This is a genomic window from Embleya sp. NPDC020886 (genome assembly GCF_044333915.1).
In the GTDB taxonomy this organism is placed as follows: domain Bacteria; phylum Actinomycetota; class Actinomycetes; order Streptomycetales; family Streptomycetaceae; genus Embleya.
Genome location: NZ_JBIRRX010000028.1, coordinates 42,222 through 57,250, shown reverse-complemented (window position 1 = coordinate 57,250; position 15,029 = coordinate 42,222). Strand labels below are relative to the sequence as shown.

The window sequence follows — 15,029 nt, the reverse complement described above, 5'->3', positions numbered from 1 at the left end:
TCGGGTCGCCCCGCTTGTGGCTCGCGGTGGGCGCGTCGAGCGTGGAGAGGTACGACATACGGCAACCCATACGGCAACCAAGGGGCGGTTCATGTCGCAGGAGCACGTCGTCGCGCTGAATCCGATCTTCGCCCGTCCCGGCGAGACGGTCGCCGTCGAGCGATATCGGATGCCGATCGGCGAGATGTTGCCGGAGGCCGCCTACCGGATCGTGCACGACGAGATGATGCTCGACGGCAACGCCCGGATGAATCTGGCCACCTTCGTCGGCACCTGGATGGACGACTACGCGGGCCGGCTGTACGCCGAATCGGTCGACAAGAACATGATCGACAAGGACGAGTACCCGCACACCGCGGCCATCGAGGACCGCTGCTGGAAGATCCTGGCCGAACTGTGGAACGCGCCCGACCCGCAGCACACGATCGGCACCTCCGCGATCGGCTCGTCCGAGGCGTGCATGCTCGCCGGGCTCGCCTTCAAGCGCCGCTGGCAGCACGCCCGCCGCGCGGCCGGCAAGCCCACCGATCGGCCGAACCTGGTGATGAGCTCGGCCGTCCAGGTGGTGTGGGAGAAGTTCTGCAACTACTGGGACGTCGAGGCGCGACTGGTGCCGATCAGCGAGGAGCACCGCACGCTGGACGGCCACGACCTGGCCTCCTACGTGGACGAGAACACGATCGGCGTGGTCGCGATCATGGGCGTCACCTACACCGGGGCCTACGAGCCGGTGGCGCGGATCGCCCGAGCCCTGGACGAGATCCAGCGCGACACCGGGCTGGACGTGCCGATCCACGTCGACGGTGCCTCCGGTGCGATGATCGCGCCGTTCCTGCACTCCGACCTGGAGTGGGACTTCCGGCTGGAGCGGGTGCACTCGATCAACACGTCCGGGCACAAGTACGGACTGGTCTACCCCGGTCTGGGCTGGGTGGTGTGGCGCAGCGCCGATCTGCTTCCCGAGGATATGATCTTCCGGGTCAGCTACCTCGGCGGGGTCACCCCCAGCCTGGCGCTGAACTTCTCCCGCCCCGGCGCCCAGGTCCTGCTCCAGTACTACCAATTCCTGCGACTGGGCCGCAGCGGCTACCGCGCCGTGCAGAAGTCGTCCCAGGACGTGGCCCGCCGGCTCGCCGAGGGCATTGCCGGGATGGACGCGTTCGAACTGTGGAGCGACGGCTCGGACATCCCGGTGTTCGCCTGGCGACTCAAGGCCGGCCACACCGAGAACTGGAACCTGTACGACCTGTCCGACCGGCTGCGGATGAAGGGTTGGCAGGTACCGGCCTACCCGATGCCCGACGACCTGGCCGACCTGACGGTGCAGCGGATCGTGGTCCGCAACGGCCTCGGCATGGACCTGGCCCGCGACCTCCTGGACGACATCCGCGAGGCGACCACCTTCCTGGACCGGCTCGGCGGACCGATGCCGACCGAGGCCCGGGCGCCGGGCTTCCACCACTGAGCCGCCACCCGCTCAGCCCGCCGTCGAGCCCGCTCCCGTCCTCGACCTCGGTGCCAACCCCAACTCCCGCTCGCCCAGCGGCGCGAAGAACGCCTCGACCTCGGCCGCGCCGACCTGTGCCAACGTCGCGGGCGACCAGCGCGGATCGCGATCCTTGTCGACCACCTGTGCCCGGATGCCCTCGACCAGGTCGGCCGTGGCCAACGACGCGCACGAGACCCGGTATTCCTGGTCCAGCACGAGCGCGAGCGAATCCAGCGCCCGAGCCCGACGCAGCGCGGCCAGGGTGACCTTGAGCGAGGTCGGCGACTTCGCCGCGATCAGTTCGGCGGCCTCCTTCGCCGCCGGTTCGCCGCTGCCGAGCAGCCGATCCACGATCTCCTCGACGGTGTCCGCCGCGTAGCACGCGTCGATCCACCCACGCCGCTCGGCGAGTTCGCCCGCAGGCGCGGCCTCGGCGAAGCGTGCGGCGGCGTCGGCCGGGGCCTCGACGGCGAGCGCGTCGAGCAGCGCCGGCAGGCGGTCGGCCGGTACGAAATGGTCGGCGAGCCCGCACAGGATCGAGTCGGCGGCGCCGATCGCCCCGGCGGTCAGGGCCAGGTGGGTGCCCAGTTCGCCGGGGGCGCGGGAGAGCAGGTACGTGCCGCCGACATCGGGTACGAAGCCGATTCCGGTCTCCGGCATCGCGACGGTCGAGCGCTCGGTGACGATGCGGACGTCGCCGTGGGCGGAGATGCCGACCCCGCCGCCCATCACCACGCCGTCCATGATCGCCACGTACGGCTTCGGATAGGCCGCGATCCGCGCGTTGAGCAGATATTCGTCGCGCCAGAACGCGCGCGCCGCCTGCCCGCCCCGGAGCGCGTCCGCGCGAATCGCCCGGATGTCGCCGCCCGCACACAACCCACGCTCGCCCGCGCCGGTCACCAACACCGCCGCGACCTCGTCGTCGTCCGCCCAGTCGACGAGCGCGGCCCGCATCCGGCGCACCATCGGGTGGTCGAGCGCGTTGATCGCGCGTGGGCGGTTGAGCGTGATCCGGCCGAGTCGGCCGCCCGGGCCGACCCGGTCGAGCAGCACGGTGTCCTCGTGCGGTGGCTGCGCCCGCTCCGGTTGCTGCGGCTGCTCGGGCTGCTCCGGTTGCGAGGTCATGGGCCGCTCGTTCCCTTCGCGGTGCGATCGGATTCGGTACGTCCGTGCACCGTACCCGGCCGCCCGGGCTACGCCTTCGACGGCTGCCAGGTCGGTGCCCGGCCGGCCAGGGCCACCACCCGGTCGAGCAGCGGGGCGTCGGCGGGCACAGGCAGCGGGCGGGCGAACAGGGCCTGCTCGTCGGGGGTGTCCTCGGCATCCGGCGCCGGGGTCAGGAACGCCAGCGAGGTCTCCAGGTTCGCCGGGTCCACCGTGTAGTCGCGGCCCAGCGCGCGGGCCAGGTCCCAACCGTGCAGCACCAGCTCGTTGTGGGCCACCAGCCCCATGATCTCGGCCGGCAGGGTCACCCCACCGGCCTGGGTGACGCCCGTCCACGCGTCCGGCTCGTGCCAGGTCTCCACCAACTCGTCCAGTTGTCGGGGCAGGACCGTGCGCCAGTCCGCGCCGAGCGGGGGCATCTCGGCGCCGGGGGCGGTCTCGGTCAGCACGCCGAGTTCCTTGCGCCCCGCGGCGCGGAAGGCGGCGGTCAGGCCGACCAGGTGGGAGAGCAGATCGCGGATCGTGTAGTGCGTGCACGGAGTCGGATCGTCGAGCCGGGAGTCGTCGAGTCCGACCACGAGCGCGGCGATGGTCGTTGCGGGCGGTTGCAGATCCGGTGTCATGGGGTGATTCCTTTGCGCGTCGTCGTCGCGGTCCATGAGGGGTGGACTGCGGCGGGCCGGAAAACTCATCGGGACTACCCGACCTCGACGGCGCGCATGCGGGACGCGATGTGGACCGGGTGCGCCGGCCGGACCCCCGTACCGGCCGGCGCGCCCGGGCCCGTTCAGTCCGAGGCACGCTCCGTGCGGTAGGTGATCAGCCGTACGGCCGGCGCCGAGACGATCTGGACGACAGCGGTACCGGGGATGTCCAGGTGCGCGAAGCCGCCCTCGACGGCCACTCGGACGGCCGGCACCGAAGCGGTGGCCGTGCCGTCGGCGTCGATCACCGAATAGCCGTCCACGAGTTCGACGGACGCGTCGTGCCAGGTGCGGTTCATGCGGGGGCTCCGATCGTGGTGGTGCGTTGGGCCGAGGCGGCGTGTTCGCCGTCGGTGGTGGCTCGGGGGCTTTCGGTGGCCGGGTCCGTGCCCGTGGCTCTTCGGCTGCCTTCGGTCGGGCCCGTGCCTTCGGTCACGCCGGTACCTCCGGGAAGTCCAGCTCCGGTCGGGCCAGGTGGTTGTAGTAGTTGGAGAGCGTGTTCAGCGCGATGTGCGCGACGATCTCGGCCTGCTCGGCGTCGGTGACGCCGGCGGTGTGGGCCGCCGCCCGGTCCGCGTCGGTGACCCGGCCGCCGGTGCGCATGATCGCGAGGGCCAGGCGCAGGACCCCGTCCGTGTGCGGGTCCGTGTCGTGGCCCTCGCGGGTGGCCCGGAGCTGCTCCTCGGTCAGCCCGATCAGGCCGCCGCGGAGGGAGTGCGCGCTGACGCAGTAGGTGCACTCGTTCTCCTGTGCGATCAGCAACGCGAGTTGCTCGCGCAGACGCGCGCGCAGCACACCCCGGGTGAGCTGGTCGCGCATCGCGAGGTAGCCCTCCAGGGCGGCCGGGCCGCTCGCGAGCGCCGCGTAGAGGTTGGGCACCCGGCCGAGTTGCCTGGCGACCCGGGCGAGGAGGTCCTCGGTGTCGGGCTGGGCGGGGGCGACCGCCGGAGCGGTGGCCGGGGCGGGTGTGGACGACATGCGGACCCCCGTGGGTGTGGCGCGGAAACAGAAACGGTACCGATCGGTGCCGTTTTCCAGACGGTACTGATCGGTACCGTTTCCGGTCAAGGGGGGTTAGGATTCCGAACGTGCCCGTCAAAGCCCGAGACCGCCTGCTCGCCACCGCCGAGGAACTCTTCTACGCCGAGGGGATCCGCGCCGTCGGCATCGAGCGCATCCTGGCCGAGTCGGGCGTCGGTCGGGCGTCGTTGTATCGGCACTTCCCGAGCAAGGACGACCTCGTGGTCGCCGTGCTGGAGGCGCGCGACCGGCGCTGGCGGAGTTGGCTCGCCGAGCGGGTCGAGGCGCTCGGTGGCCGGCCGCTCGCCGTCTTCGACGCGCTTGCCGAGCGCTTCGTCCGCAACGACTTCCGGGGCTGCGCGTTCATCAACACGATGATCGAGTCCGCCGACCCGGACAGTCCCGCGCATCGGGTCGCGGCGGCGCACAAGGAATCCGTGGTCGGCTACCTCGAACAGCTCCTGACCGCCGCCGAGGTCGCCGAACCGGCCCTACTCGCAAGGCAGTTCGCCCTTCTGATGGACGGCGCCGTGGTCACCGCCCTGCGCGAGCGCACCGCCGCCCCGGCCGAACGAGCCCGCCGGCTGGCCGAAACCCTGCTCGCGGCGGCCGGTTCCACCGCCTGAACCCGCCCGGCCGCGCCGTTGCCGGTCGCCGGCGCCGCATGGGGACGGTCGTCCGGTGCCGGGGACGGGCGTTTGCGATGGTCAGCCGTGTGGCGTAGCTGGACGGAGGGTGGATCGGGAAAGGGGTGGGAGGGCCGATCTGCACGGCCCCTTGCGGGTGAACCAGGGTGGTGGCTTCCCGATGAGCGAGACCCCGGCGGTCGGCGGGGGCGGTGGCCGGCCGACGCGGCGGCTGATCCCGCTGTTGCCGGCGCTGCTGTACATCGTGATCGTGGCGGTCGACTTCGGCACACCCGACGAGTTTCGGACCGACACGATGTTGTGTCTGGTGCCGATGACCGCGTCGAGCCTGACCACGGTGCGCGCGACCACCGTCTACGCGGTGCTGGCGACGTTGACGTTCCTGGTGTTGGATCCGTGGCTGGCGCCGAGCGGCTACACGCACGACTGGGCCGGGTTCGTGGTGGTGGTGTTGGGCGGCGCGATCGCGGTGGCCACGGTGTTGTTGCGGACCCGATTGCAGGATCGGGTGTCGCGGCTGGGCAATGTGGTCGAGCACGTGCAGCGCGCGTTGTTGCCGCCGGCGCCGCCGGTGGTGGGCGGGGTCCGGGTCGACCGCAGCTACCTGGCGGCCGAGCGCGACGCCGAGGTGGGCGGGGACGTGTACGACGTGGTGGCCACGCGGTACGGGACGCGTGCGTTCATCGCCGACGTGCAGGGCAAGGGCATGACCGCCGTCGGCGCCGGTGCGGCGTTGGTCGGCACCTTCGACGAGGCCGCGTTCACCGAGCCGGAGTTGCACCGGGTCGGGGATCGTATGGGCGAGGCCCTGGAGCGGTTCGGCCGCAACCAGGTGCTGCTCGGTGGGCCGGACACGGACTGGTTCGCCACGGCGCTGCTCGCCCGGTTCGGCCCGGACGGGCTGGTCGAATTGGTCAACCACGGCCACGAGGCGCCCGCCCTGATCGGCCCGTCCGGGGTGCGCTGGATCGACGTACCGCCCGAGTTGCCGCTCGGGTTGGCCGGGTTGGTCCCCGCCGAGGAGCGGGCGCCGGCCCATCGTTTTCGGATGGCACCGGACGAGTTGTTGCTGCTGTACACGGACGGCACCACCGAGGCCCGGGACGCCGAGGGGCGGTTCTTCCCGCTGCGCGAATGGCTCGCCCGGCATGCCGATCCGAGGATGTCCGGAGCCGAGTTGCTCGGCCTGCTGCAACGGGCGCTGCTGGCGCACGGCGGCGGCCGACTCACCGACGACGCCGCGCTGATGGTGCTGCGCCCGGAGCCGGCGGCCCCGGCCGGCGCCGGGTCGTCGGGATAGGGGTTGCGGAAGGGGTCGAACTCCCTTTCCGCTCCGCTATGTTCGCAGCATGTCGATTCCGGGAGAACCGCCTCGGCCGGTCCCACCGCACGGATATCCGCAGTCGGCCCCGCCGCCCGGTCCGGCGTCGGCGCCGCCGGGGCCCTACCAACCCGGCTCGTTCCCCTCGTCGGCCGACGTCGGGCCGGGGTTCGGACCGGCGGGTGGACCCTATGGTCGCCCGCCGGGATCCGTGGATGGGCGCGGCCGAGGGTGGTTGTGGGCCCTGGCCGGAGCGGGGGTCGCGTCGGCGGTGTGGGCGGGCACGCTGTTCGCCACCGGTGGATTCGGGGGTGGGGACGAGGGGCCCGGTCAGGCCGGCTACCGCTATACCGCGGACCTGTGCGCGGCGACCGATGCGGAGGTCTTCACCGGTTACGTGGTGACCGACGATCCCAAGCCGAAGGCCACTGGCATACGGGAGCCCAACCTCGAAACCATGGGCTGCAGCCTTCCGTTCGATCCGAAGGACGCGATCGGCGCCTCGAGCCCGACGGCTTGGATCACCGAGACGGTGACGCTGCACAAGAAGACCGATCCCAAGGCCGAGTTCGGCCCGTCCCTGCGTTCCTTCGAGGCGCAGAAGACGGAACAGACGCACTACACGATCGACCGGGTGCGCAACCTGGGCAGCGAGGCGTACCTGGTGGTCCAGGTCCCCGAACCGGGCAAGGGGGACACCGGGTTGGTGTGGGTGTTGCTGGCGGTGCGCGAGGGCGGCATGACCTACCAGACCACGTGGGTGAGTACCGGCACCGGAGGCGACGGCGCACCGAGAACCACGCCCAAGCAGGCCGGCGACATGCTGGTGGCCAGTGCCAAGGCGACGTTGGCGAAGCTCAGGGTCTGACTCCGGCGGGAATCGGTGTCTGGTTGCCCGCCGCCCGCCCGAGGCCGAGCAGGGGATGGTGCACGGCGGGTCGGTGAGCGCCGCGCAAGGGCGCCGCGCAGAGCCGCTGCGCCATGCCGTCGCGCAAAGCCGTTCTGTGAGCTTTCCACCCGATTCCACACCGTTTCGCTCGCGGCGGTAGCCCCGGTCCCGCCGCGACCACTCGAACGAGTTCGCGTTGCGCTCTAGCCTTGATACCGACCGGTCGGTACCGTGACAGGCACAGTAAGAATCCCGCTCCGCCGCTTCCGCCGCAATGCACATACCGACCGGTCGGCACTTCGTCGATCGGACGCGCGGGTCGGCTCCTCGGACGGTGGGGCGCGGTATTCGCCGGCCGACCTCGTGACCAGTGACGACCCGGAGGATCCAGCACCCATGACCGAGACAACCCCCGCGCCCGCGACCACACCGCGAGTGGCCGTGGTGACCGGCGCCGCGCGCGGCATCGGTGCCGCCACCGCGCGCCGGCTCGCCGCCGAGGGCATGGCCGTGGCCGTGCTCGACCTGGACGAGGCCGCCTGCGCCGATACCGTGGCCGCGATCGTCGCGGCCGGCGGCAACGCGCTCGCCGTCGGCGCGGACGTCACCGTCGGCGAGCAGGTGGACGCCGCCGTCGCGCGCGTGGCCGACACGCTCGGCGCGCCGACCGTGCTCGTCAACAACGCGGGCGTGATCCGCGACAACCTGCTGTTCAAGATGTCCGACGGCGACTGGGACACGGTCATCGACGTACACCTGCGCGGCGCGTTCCTGATGAGCCGCGCGGTCCAGGCGCACATGACCGCGGCCGGCTGGGGCCGGATCGTCAACCTCTCCAGTTCGTCCGCGCTGGGCAACCGCGGCCAGGCGAACTACTCGGCGGCCAAGGCCGGACTCCAGGGCTTCACCAAGACGCTGGCCTTCGAGCTGGGCAGGTTCGGCGTGACCGCGAACGCGGTGGCACCCGGGTTCATCGTCACCGACATGACCGCCGCCACCGCGGCCCGGGTCGGCATGGAGTTCGAGGCCTTCCAGCAGGCCGCGGCCGAGCAGATTCCGGTCCGCCGGGTCGGCCGGCCGGAGGACATCGCGCACACCATCGCGTTCCTGACGAGCGAGGGCGCGGGCTTCGTGTCCGGCCAGGTCATCTACGTGGCCGGCGGCCCGCTGTGCTGACGGCGGCCGAACTGGACGCGAGGGTGGGCGAGTTCATCGAAGCTCGCCCGGACACCGACGACGCGCTCGGCTATCTGCGGGCGCGCTTCGACGCCGGACTGGCCTGGGTGCACCACCCGGTCGGGCTGGGCGGGCTGGACGCGCCGCGAGCCTTGCAGGACGCCGTGGACGCGCGGTTCGTCGCCGCCGGTGCGCCGAGCAACGACCCGGGGCGGATCGGCATCGGGCTGGGCATGGCCGCGCCGACCGTGCTCGCGTACGGCACCGAGGAGCAACGCGCGCGCTGGCTGCGGCCGTTGTGGACCGGCGAGGAGGTGTGGTGCCAGCTGTTCAGCGAGCCCGGGGCCGGCTCCGACCTGGCCGCGCTGGGCACCCGCGCGATCCGGGACGGCGACGAGTGGGTGGTGGACGGCCAGAAGGTGTGGACGTCGATGGCGCACGAGGCGCGCTGGGCCATCCTGATCACCCGAACCCACCCCGAACTGCCCAAGCACCAGGGGATGACCTACTTCGTCTGCGACATGAGCGCGCCCGGCGTCGAGGTGCGTCCGCTGCGCCAGGCCACCGGCGAAGCCGAGTTCAACGAGGTCTTCCTGACCGGCGTGCGCATCCCCGACGCGCACCGGCTGGGCGAGGTCGGCGACGGGTGGAGCGTGGCGCGCACCACGCTGATGAACGAACGGGTGGCCATCGGCGGCGCGGCCGGACCGCGCGAGGGCGGCATGATCGGCATCGTCGCCGACACCTGGCGCACCCGCCCGGAACTGCGCGGCGCCGGGCTGCACGACCGGCTGTTGCGGCTGTGGGTGGAGGCCGAGGCGGCCCGACTCACCGGCGAGCGGCTGCGTTTGCAGTCGGCGGCGGGCGAACCCGGCCCCGAGGGCTCGGCGGCCAAGCTCGCCTTCGCCCGGCTCAACCAGGACATCTCCGGCCTGGAACTGGACCTGTTGGCCGAGGAGGGCCTGCGCCACGACGAGTGGACCATGCGCCGCCCCGCGTCGGTGGACTTCACCACCCGCTCGCCCGGCTACCGCTACCTGCGCGCCAAGGGCAACTCGATCGAGGGCGGCACCTCGGAGATCCTGCTCAATGTGATCGCCGAGCGCGTCCTGGGTCTGCCCGCGGAACCTCGGGTGGACAAGGACACCGCGTGGAAGGACCTGCCCCGATGAGCGTCACCGAGCACCTCCTCTACACCGAGGACGAGAACGAACTGCGCTCCGCCGTCCGGGATCTGCTCACCGAGCGGGTGACGCTGACCGCGCTGCTCGCGCGGATCGAGACGAACGAGCCGTACGACCCGAAGTTGTGGCGCGTGTTGACCGAGCAGATCGGCGTCGCCGGGCTCGCGATCGACGAGGCGCACGGCGGCAGCGGCGCCTCCTGGCGGGAAGCCGCGGTGGTCATGGAGGAGTTGGGCCGCTCGGTCGCGCCGACCCCGTTCCTGGGCAGCGCGGTGTTGGCGACCGCGGCGCTGCGGGCGGTGCCTGCCGACGCGTTGCTCGCCGACCTGGCCGGCGGCCGGCGCAGCGCGACCCTGGCGGTCTCCTTCGCCGCCGTGCCCGGTGCGGAACTCCCGTACCCGGTGCGGGCCGACGCGAACGTGCTGACCGGCACCACGACCTCGGTCGTGGACGCCGGCGGCGCCGACGTGCTCGTCGTCCCGGCCGATACCGCGCACGGGCCGGTGCTCTACGCGGTCGAGGCCGAGCAGGCCGGCGTCGAACGACGCCCGGTGGTCTCGCTCGACCTGACCCGGCCGCTGACCGACCTGGTGTTCACCGGCGCGATCGGCACCGTGCTGGCTCGCGGCGAGCGGGCCGCGGCGGCGTACGCGACGGCGCTCACCACCGGCGCCGCGCTGTTGGCGTCCGAGCAGCTCGGCCTCGCCGAACACTGCCTGGAGAGCACCGTCGCCTACCTGAAGACCCGGCAACAGTTCGGCCGCCCGGTCGGCTCGTTCCAGGGGCCCAAGCATCGGCTGGCCGCGCTGTGGGTGTCGATCACCCAGGCCCGCGCGGTGGCCCGGCACGCTGCGGCCTGTGTGGCCGCCGACGACCCGGACAGCGCGATCGCCGTCGCCGTCGCGCAGGCGCACTGCTCGGAGATCGCCGTCCGGGCCGCGGAGGAATGCGTGCAACTGCACGGCGGCATCGGCTTCACCTGGGAACACCACCCGCACCTCTACCTCAAGCGCGCCAAGGCCGACGCGCTCGCGTTCGGCACCCCCGACCGGCACCGCACGATCCTCGCCCGGTTGGTCGACCTGCCCGCCTGACCCGGCCCGGGGGCGGCGCACCCGCCCCCGGATCCCGCCGACGCCACCACGAAGGAGCATCATGCGCGTCTTCGAGACCATCCCCGAGGTGTTCGCCGCCCGGGGCGAACCGCTGGGCACCAGCGCCTGGTTGACCGTCGACCAGGACCGGATCGACACGTTCGCCCAGGCCACCGGGGACCACCAGTGGATCCACGTGGACGTCGAGCGGGCCAAGGCCGGGCCGTTCGGCACCACCATCGCGCACGGCTACCTGACCCTGTCGCTGATTCCGGTGTTGTCCGCCGACCTGTTCACCGTGCGCGGAGTGCGGATGGGCGTCAACTACGGCTCGGACAAGGTGCGTTTCCCCGCGCCGGTCCCGGCCGGCGCCCGCGTGCGCGACCACGCCGTGCTGATCGACGTGACAGAGACCGCGCAGGGTGTGCGGTTGACGGTGCGGCACACCGTCGAGATCGAGGGCGTCGCCAAGCCCGCGTGCGTCGCGGACACCCTCTCCCTGCTCGTTCCCTGAACACCCGTTTCCCGCTCGTCCCCGGAACGTTGTTTCCTGCTTGTCCCCGGGCCGCCGTTCCCCGACGGCCGGCCACCCCGGCACCTCGACCAGGTAAGGATCACGAGTGAGCTTCAACCTCGCCGTCATGCTGCGCGAGTCCCGCCTCGCGACCCCCGACACGGCATGTCTGATCTACCAGGGCAGGCCGATCACCTACCGCGAACTCGACGACCTCAGCACCCGGTTCGCCCGAGGGTTGCGGGCGAGCGGGCTCGGTCGCGACGACGTGGTGGCGATCTGCCTGCCCAACGTGCCCGAGTTCGTGGTGGCCTACTTCGGCGCGCTCAAGGCCGGCGTCACGGTGATGCCGCTGAGCCCGCTGCTCAAGGCGACCGAGATCGAGTTCCACCTCACCGACTCCGGCGCCCGGACGCTGATCGCCTTCGACGTGTTCGCCGCCGAGGCCCAGGGCGCCGCGGCAGCCGTACCCGGCACCACCGTCCACATCGTCACCCTGGCCGAGGACGGCCCGGTGCCGCAGGACACCCACGCGTTCGGCCTGCTGCTGCCGGACGGCCCGCCGGATCGGGCCGAGTCGATCCGGGGCGACATCGAGCCGACGGCCGGCGACGACACCGCGGTCCTGCTGTACACGAGCGGCACCACCGGCCGTCCCAAGGGCGCCGAACTGACGCACTTCCAGCTCTACTTGAACTGCACCACCTCGGGCGACCTGTTCGACGTGCTGCCCGGCGACGTCTCGCTCGGCGCGCTGCCGTTCTTTCACGTCTACGGCCTGTCCAGTGTGCTGAACGTGTGCGTGCGCTACGGCGGAACGGTCTCCCTGGTGCTGCGCTTCGAGGCGCAGGAGGTGCTGGACCAGATGGTCCGCGACCGGGTGAGCGTGATCGTGGGTGTGCCCACGATGTATGTCGCGCTGCTGGCCGCCGACCGCACCGGGCGGGATCTGTCCCGGCTGCGGGTGGGCAGTTCGGGCGGGGCGTCGATGCCCGGCGAGGTGATCCGCGAGTTCGAGAAGGAGTTCGACATAGTGATCCTGGAGGGCTACGGCCTCTCCGAGAGCGCGAGTACCGCGACGTTCAATCGCAGCGTCGACGACCGGCGGGTGTTGTCGGTGGGCAAGCCGATCTGGGGCGTCGAACTGCGGATCGGGGACCCGGACGACCTGCCGCTGCCGCCCGGCGCCGAGCACGTGGGCGAGATCCTGCTGCGCGGGCACAACATCATCACCCGCTACCGCGACAACCCCGAGGCCACCACCGAGGCGTTCCGCAACGGCTGGTTCCACACCGGCGACCTCGGGTACCTGGACGAGGACGGCTTCCTGTTCGTCGTGGACCGCAAGAAGGATCTGGTGATCCGGGGCGGCTACAACGTGTATCCGCGCGAGGTGGAGGAAGTGCTGTACACCCACCCGGCGATCGCCGAGGCCGCGGTGATCGGCAAGGCGGACGAGCGGCTCGGCGAGGAGGTGGTCGCGGTGGTGGCCCTGCGTCCCGGCCGGGCGGCCGACCCGGAGGAGATCATCGCGTTCTGCCGCGAACGCATGGCCGCGTACAAGTACCCGCGCGTGGTACGCATCCTGGACGAACTGCCCAAGGGCCTATCCGGCAAGATCATCAAGAAGGAGTTGCGTTCCGAATGACGATGGCCGCCGGCGAGCCGCTGCCCGCCGACCTGAGCAACCGACAGATCCGGCTGGCCGCACGCCCGTTCGGCCTGCCCAAGCCCACCGACTGGGAGCTGGTCACGGAACCGGTGGGCGAACCGGCGGACGGCTGGCTGCTGGTGGAGGTCTCGCACATCTCGCTCGATCCGGCGATGCGCGGATGGATGAACGACGTGCGTTCGTACATCCCGCCGGTGCGGATCGGCGAGGTGATGCGAGCCGGCGCGATCGGCCGGGTGCTCGCCTCCCGGCATCCGGACTTCGCCGTCGGCGAGCATGTGTACGGTCCGTTCGGCGTGCAGGAATACGCCGACTCGGACGGGCAGGGGCTGCGCCGGGTGGATCCGCAGGTGGCGCCGTTGTCGACCTACCTGGGCGCCCTGGGCGTCACCGGACTGACCGCGTACTTCGGGCTGTTCGACATCGGCGACCCGCAACCGGGACAGACAGTGCTGGTGTCCGGCGCGGCCGGCGCGGTGGGCAGCGTGGTCGGGCAACTCGCCGCGCTCAAGGGTTGCCGTACCGTCGGCATCGCGGGCGGCCCGGACAAATGCCGGGTCCTGGTCGAGGAGTTCGGCTTCGACGCGGCCATCGACTATCGGAACGAGGACGTCCGGGCGGCGCTGCGCAAGCATTGCCCGGACGGCGTGGACGTCTACTTCGACAACGTCGGCGGCGAGATCCTGGACGCGGCGCTCGCCCGGTTGGCCCGGGGCGCCCGGGTGGTGATCTGCGGCGCCATCTCGCAGTACAACAACACCGAACCCGCTCCGGGGCCGGCCAACTACCTTTCCCTGCTGGTGAATCGGGCGTCGATGACCGGGATGGTGGTGTTCGACTACGCCGATCGCTACGCCGAGGCGAGTGCCGAACTGGCCGGGTGGCTCGCGGACGGTCGGTTGCGCTCGCGTGAGGACGTCGTCGAGGGCGATGTGACCGCGTTTCCCCAGACGTTGTTGCGACTGTTCTCCGGCGCGAACACCGGAAAGCTGGTGTTGCGGATCCGGTGACCGACCGGCCCGCGGCGGCTGCCGAGCCGGTGGTACGGCCCCGTCGCGGTCCACGTCGCCGCCGGGGGATCAGGTGTGGTGCAGGGTGGCGAGTTCGCGGCCGAAGGCGATCACCAGGCGGTTGCCGGGGGCTACGGTCAGGGCGTCCACGGGCAGCGGGAAGAGCAGGCAGGGGCCGAGCGGGGCGCGGGCGGCCAGGTCCCACACGCGGACCGTGCCGCGCTCGTCGGTGGCGCCGGTGGAGCCGCCGATCGCCGCGACCGGCCGACCGTCGAGCAGTCCGGTGGCCACCGCGGAGGCCCGGCCGGCGAGGGGTTCGCCGATCGGCTCGCGCGTGGCCAGGTCCCACACCCGCGCCGCGTCCCGGCCGCCGGTCACCGCGACCGGGCGGTCCCGCACGACGGCCGTGGCCACCCCCGTGACCGCGCCGGTGTGCCCGGTCAGGGGTGCGCCGAGTTCGGCCCCGGTGGTCAGGTCGAACACCCGTACCGCGTCCGCGCCGGCCACCACGACCGGGCGCCCGTCCAGTACGGCCGTCGCCACCGCCCACACCGCGTCGGTCAGCGGTTCGCCGACCGGCAGGCCGGTGGCCGGATCCCACACCCGGACGCCGGCCGCGTCGCCGGTCACCGCGACCGGGCGGCCCGCCACCACGGCCCGGGCCGCGCCCACCCACGCGGTCCGGCCGACCAGGGGCCGGCACAACTGGTGCCCACCGTCGAGGTCGAACACGCGCACCGTCGCACCCCACCCGGCGGTGCCCGCGACCACGACCGTACGGCCGCCGACCCGCGCCGTGGTCACCGCGCCCACCCGCCCGTCGTGTCCGACCAGCGGCTCGGCGATCGGCTGCTCGGGCACCAGCGCTCGTACCCACGGGACGGCATCCGGGGCGCCGACAGCGGTCGGGTACGCACCCGCCGACACGACCGGACGGTCGGCCGCGGCCCACGGGCCGGTCACCCAGTCCAACCGCCACCGCGAGGGGAGTTCACGCCCGACGGGGTGGTCCGCCGACGCCGACCCCGTCACGGTGCCGTCGCCGCCGCGGACGTTCCCGACGTCGCCCGTCGCAAGCCCGGACGCGAGCCCGGGCACGAGCCAGGAAATATCGCCCTGCGCAACATTGGACATATCACCAT

At 72.1% G+C, this 15,029-nt stretch carries 15 protein-coding genes; 10 read left to right on the top strand and 5 right to left on the bottom strand.

Annotation, left to right across the window (positions count from 1 at the left end):
* Window positions 1-91: 91 nt before the first annotated feature.
* Complete coding sequence (locus ACH4U8_RS44810; RefSeq protein WP_395784410.1) at window positions 92-1,465, top strand: glutamate decarboxylase; 1,374 nt, start codon at window positions 92-94, stop codon at window positions 1,463-1,465.
* A 12-nt stretch (window positions 1,466-1,477) separates the two neighbouring features.
* Here the strand turns inward: ACH4U8_RS44810 and ACH4U8_RS44805 are convergent, their stop codons facing one another.
* The 4 genes from ACH4U8_RS44805 to ACH4U8_RS44790 all read right to left on the bottom strand — a co-directional run bounded on the left by ACH4U8_RS44805 (window position 1,478) and on the right by ACH4U8_RS44790 (window position 4,338).
* On the bottom strand, window positions 1,478-2,617 hold the full coding sequence (locus ACH4U8_RS44805; RefSeq protein WP_395784408.1) for an enoyl-CoA hydratase/isomerase family protein: 1,140 nt from the start codon (window positions 2,615-2,617) through the stop codon (window positions 1,478-1,480).
* Window positions 2,618-2,685: 68 nt separating this feature from the next.
* Window positions 2,686-3,279, bottom strand: a complete 594-nt coding sequence (locus tag ACH4U8_RS44800; RefSeq protein ID WP_395784406.1) for a TIGR03086 family metal-binding protein — start codon at window positions 3,277-3,279, stop codon at window positions 2,686-2,688.
* A 164-nt stretch (window positions 3,280-3,443) separates the two neighbouring features.
* Window positions 3,444-3,659 carry a hypothetical protein gene (locus ACH4U8_RS44795; RefSeq protein WP_395784404.1) on the bottom strand — a complete coding sequence of 72 codons (216 nt, stop codon included), beginning with the start codon at window positions 3,657-3,659 and terminating at the stop codon, window positions 3,444-3,446.
* A 133-nt stretch (window positions 3,660-3,792) separates the two neighbouring features.
* Complete coding sequence (locus ACH4U8_RS44790; RefSeq protein WP_395784402.1) at window positions 3,793-4,338, bottom strand: carboxymuconolactone decarboxylase family protein; 546 nt, start codon at window positions 4,336-4,338, stop codon at window positions 3,793-3,795.
* 110 nt (window positions 4,339-4,448) lie between these two features.
* Between ACH4U8_RS44790 and ACH4U8_RS44785 the strand changes: the two genes are divergently transcribed.
* The 9 genes from ACH4U8_RS44785 to ACH4U8_RS44745 all read left to right on the top strand — a co-directional run bounded on the left by ACH4U8_RS44785 (window position 4,449) and on the right by ACH4U8_RS44745 (window position 13,887).
* Window positions 4,449-5,006: a TetR/AcrR family transcriptional regulator gene (locus ACH4U8_RS44785; RefSeq protein WP_395784400.1), complete on the top strand. Its 558-nt coding sequence runs from the start codon at window positions 4,449-4,451 to the stop codon at window positions 5,004-5,006.
* 181 nt (window positions 5,007-5,187) lie between these two features.
* A complete protein-coding gene (locus ACH4U8_RS44780) occupies window positions 5,188-6,327 on the top strand; it encodes a PP2C family protein-serine/threonine phosphatase (RefSeq protein WP_395784398.1) in 1,140 nt (379 codons plus the stop codon).
* Window positions 6,328-6,559: 232 nt separating this feature from the next.
* Window positions 6,560-7,216 (top strand): hypothetical protein, encoded by a 657-nt coding sequence (locus ACH4U8_RS44775; protein WP_395784396.1) that lies wholly within the window; start codon window positions 6,560-6,562, stop codon window positions 7,214-7,216.
* Window positions 7,217-7,633: 417 nt separating this feature from the next.
* A complete protein-coding gene (fabG, locus tag ACH4U8_RS44770; RefSeq protein WP_360321846.1) occupies window positions 7,634-8,413 on the top strand; it encodes a 3-oxoacyl-ACP reductase FabG in 780 nt (259 codons plus the stop codon).
* Between the two features lie 23 nt (window positions 8,414-8,436).
* The gene (locus tag ACH4U8_RS44765) at window positions 8,437-9,585 is read left to right on the top strand and encodes an acyl-CoA dehydrogenase family protein (protein ID WP_395784394.1); all 1,149 of its coding nucleotides are present in this window, start codon (window positions 8,437-8,439) and stop codon (window positions 9,583-9,585) included.
* Window positions 9,582-10,691 (top strand): acyl-CoA dehydrogenase family protein, encoded by a 1,110-nt coding sequence (locus ACH4U8_RS44760; protein WP_360321840.1) that lies wholly within the window; start codon window positions 9,582-9,584, stop codon window positions 10,689-10,691. The genes ACH4U8_RS44765 and ACH4U8_RS44760 overlap by 4 nt, the downstream gene beginning before the upstream one ends.
* Before the next feature lie 61 nt (window positions 10,692-10,752).
* Window positions 10,753-11,205 (top strand): MaoC family dehydratase, encoded by a 453-nt coding sequence (locus ACH4U8_RS44755; protein WP_395784392.1) that lies wholly within the window; start codon window positions 10,753-10,755, stop codon window positions 11,203-11,205.
* A 106-nt stretch (window positions 11,206-11,311) separates the two neighbouring features.
* Complete coding sequence (locus ACH4U8_RS44750; protein WP_395784390.1) at window positions 11,312-12,853, top strand: long-chain fatty acid--CoA ligase; 1,542 nt, start codon at window positions 11,312-11,314, stop codon at window positions 12,851-12,853.
* Window positions 12,850-13,887 (top strand): NADP-dependent oxidoreductase, encoded by a 1,038-nt coding sequence (locus tag ACH4U8_RS44745; protein ID WP_395784388.1) that lies wholly within the window; start codon window positions 12,850-12,852, stop codon window positions 13,885-13,887. The genes ACH4U8_RS44750 and ACH4U8_RS44745 overlap by 4 nt, the downstream gene beginning before the upstream one ends.
* Before the next feature lie 69 nt (window positions 13,888-13,956).
* On the opposite strand, the gene ACH4U8_RS44740 is transcribed toward ACH4U8_RS44745, so the two are convergent.
* A complete protein-coding gene (locus ACH4U8_RS44740) occupies window positions 13,957-15,021 on the bottom strand; it encodes a hypothetical protein (protein ID WP_395784386.1) in 1,065 nt (354 codons plus the stop codon).
* Window positions 15,022-15,029: the final 8 nt, after the last annotated feature.

Bases quoted from the DNA above. Each gene is read 5' to 3' on its own strand.
- ACH4U8_RS44755 (WP_395784392.1), top strand. From the start codon at position 10,753: ATGCGCGTCTTCGAGACCATCCCCGAGGTGTTCGCCGCCCGGGGCGAA.
- ACH4U8_RS44780 (WP_395784398.1), top strand. From the start codon at position 5,188: ATGAGCGAGACCCCGGCGGTCGGCGGGGGCGGTGGCCGGCCGACGCGG.
- ACH4U8_RS44800 (WP_395784406.1), bottom strand. From the start codon at position 3,279: ATGACACCGGATCTGCAACCGCCCGCAACGACCATCGCCGCGCTCGTG.
- fabG (WP_360321846.1), top strand. From the start codon at position 7,634: ATGACCGAGACAACCCCCGCGCCCGCGACCACACCGCGAGTGGCCGTG.
- ACH4U8_RS44790 (WP_395784402.1), bottom strand. From the start codon at position 4,338: ATGTCGTCCACACCCGCCCCGGCCACCGCTCCGGCGGTCGCCCCCGCC.
- ACH4U8_RS44740 (WP_395784386.1), bottom strand. From the start codon at position 15,021: ATGTCCAATGTTGCGCAGGGCGATATTTCCTGGCTCGTGCCCGGGCTC.
- ACH4U8_RS44760 (WP_360321840.1), top strand. From the start codon at position 9,582: ATGAGCGTCACCGAGCACCTCCTCTACACCGAGGACGAGAACGAACTG.
- ACH4U8_RS44745 (WP_395784388.1), top strand. From the start codon at position 12,850: ATGACGATGGCCGCCGGCGAGCCGCTGCCCGCCGACCTGAGCAACCGA.
- ACH4U8_RS44805 (WP_395784408.1), bottom strand. From the start codon at position 2,617: ATGACCTCGCAACCGGAGCAGCCCGAGCAGCCGCAGCAACCGGAGCGG.
- ACH4U8_RS44810 (WP_395784410.1), top strand. From the start codon at position 92: ATGTCGCAGGAGCACGTCGTCGCGCTGAATCCGATCTTCGCCCGTCCC.
- ACH4U8_RS44795 (WP_395784404.1), bottom strand. From the start codon at position 3,659: ATGAACCGCACCTGGCACGACGCGTCCGTCGAACTCGTGGACGGCTAT.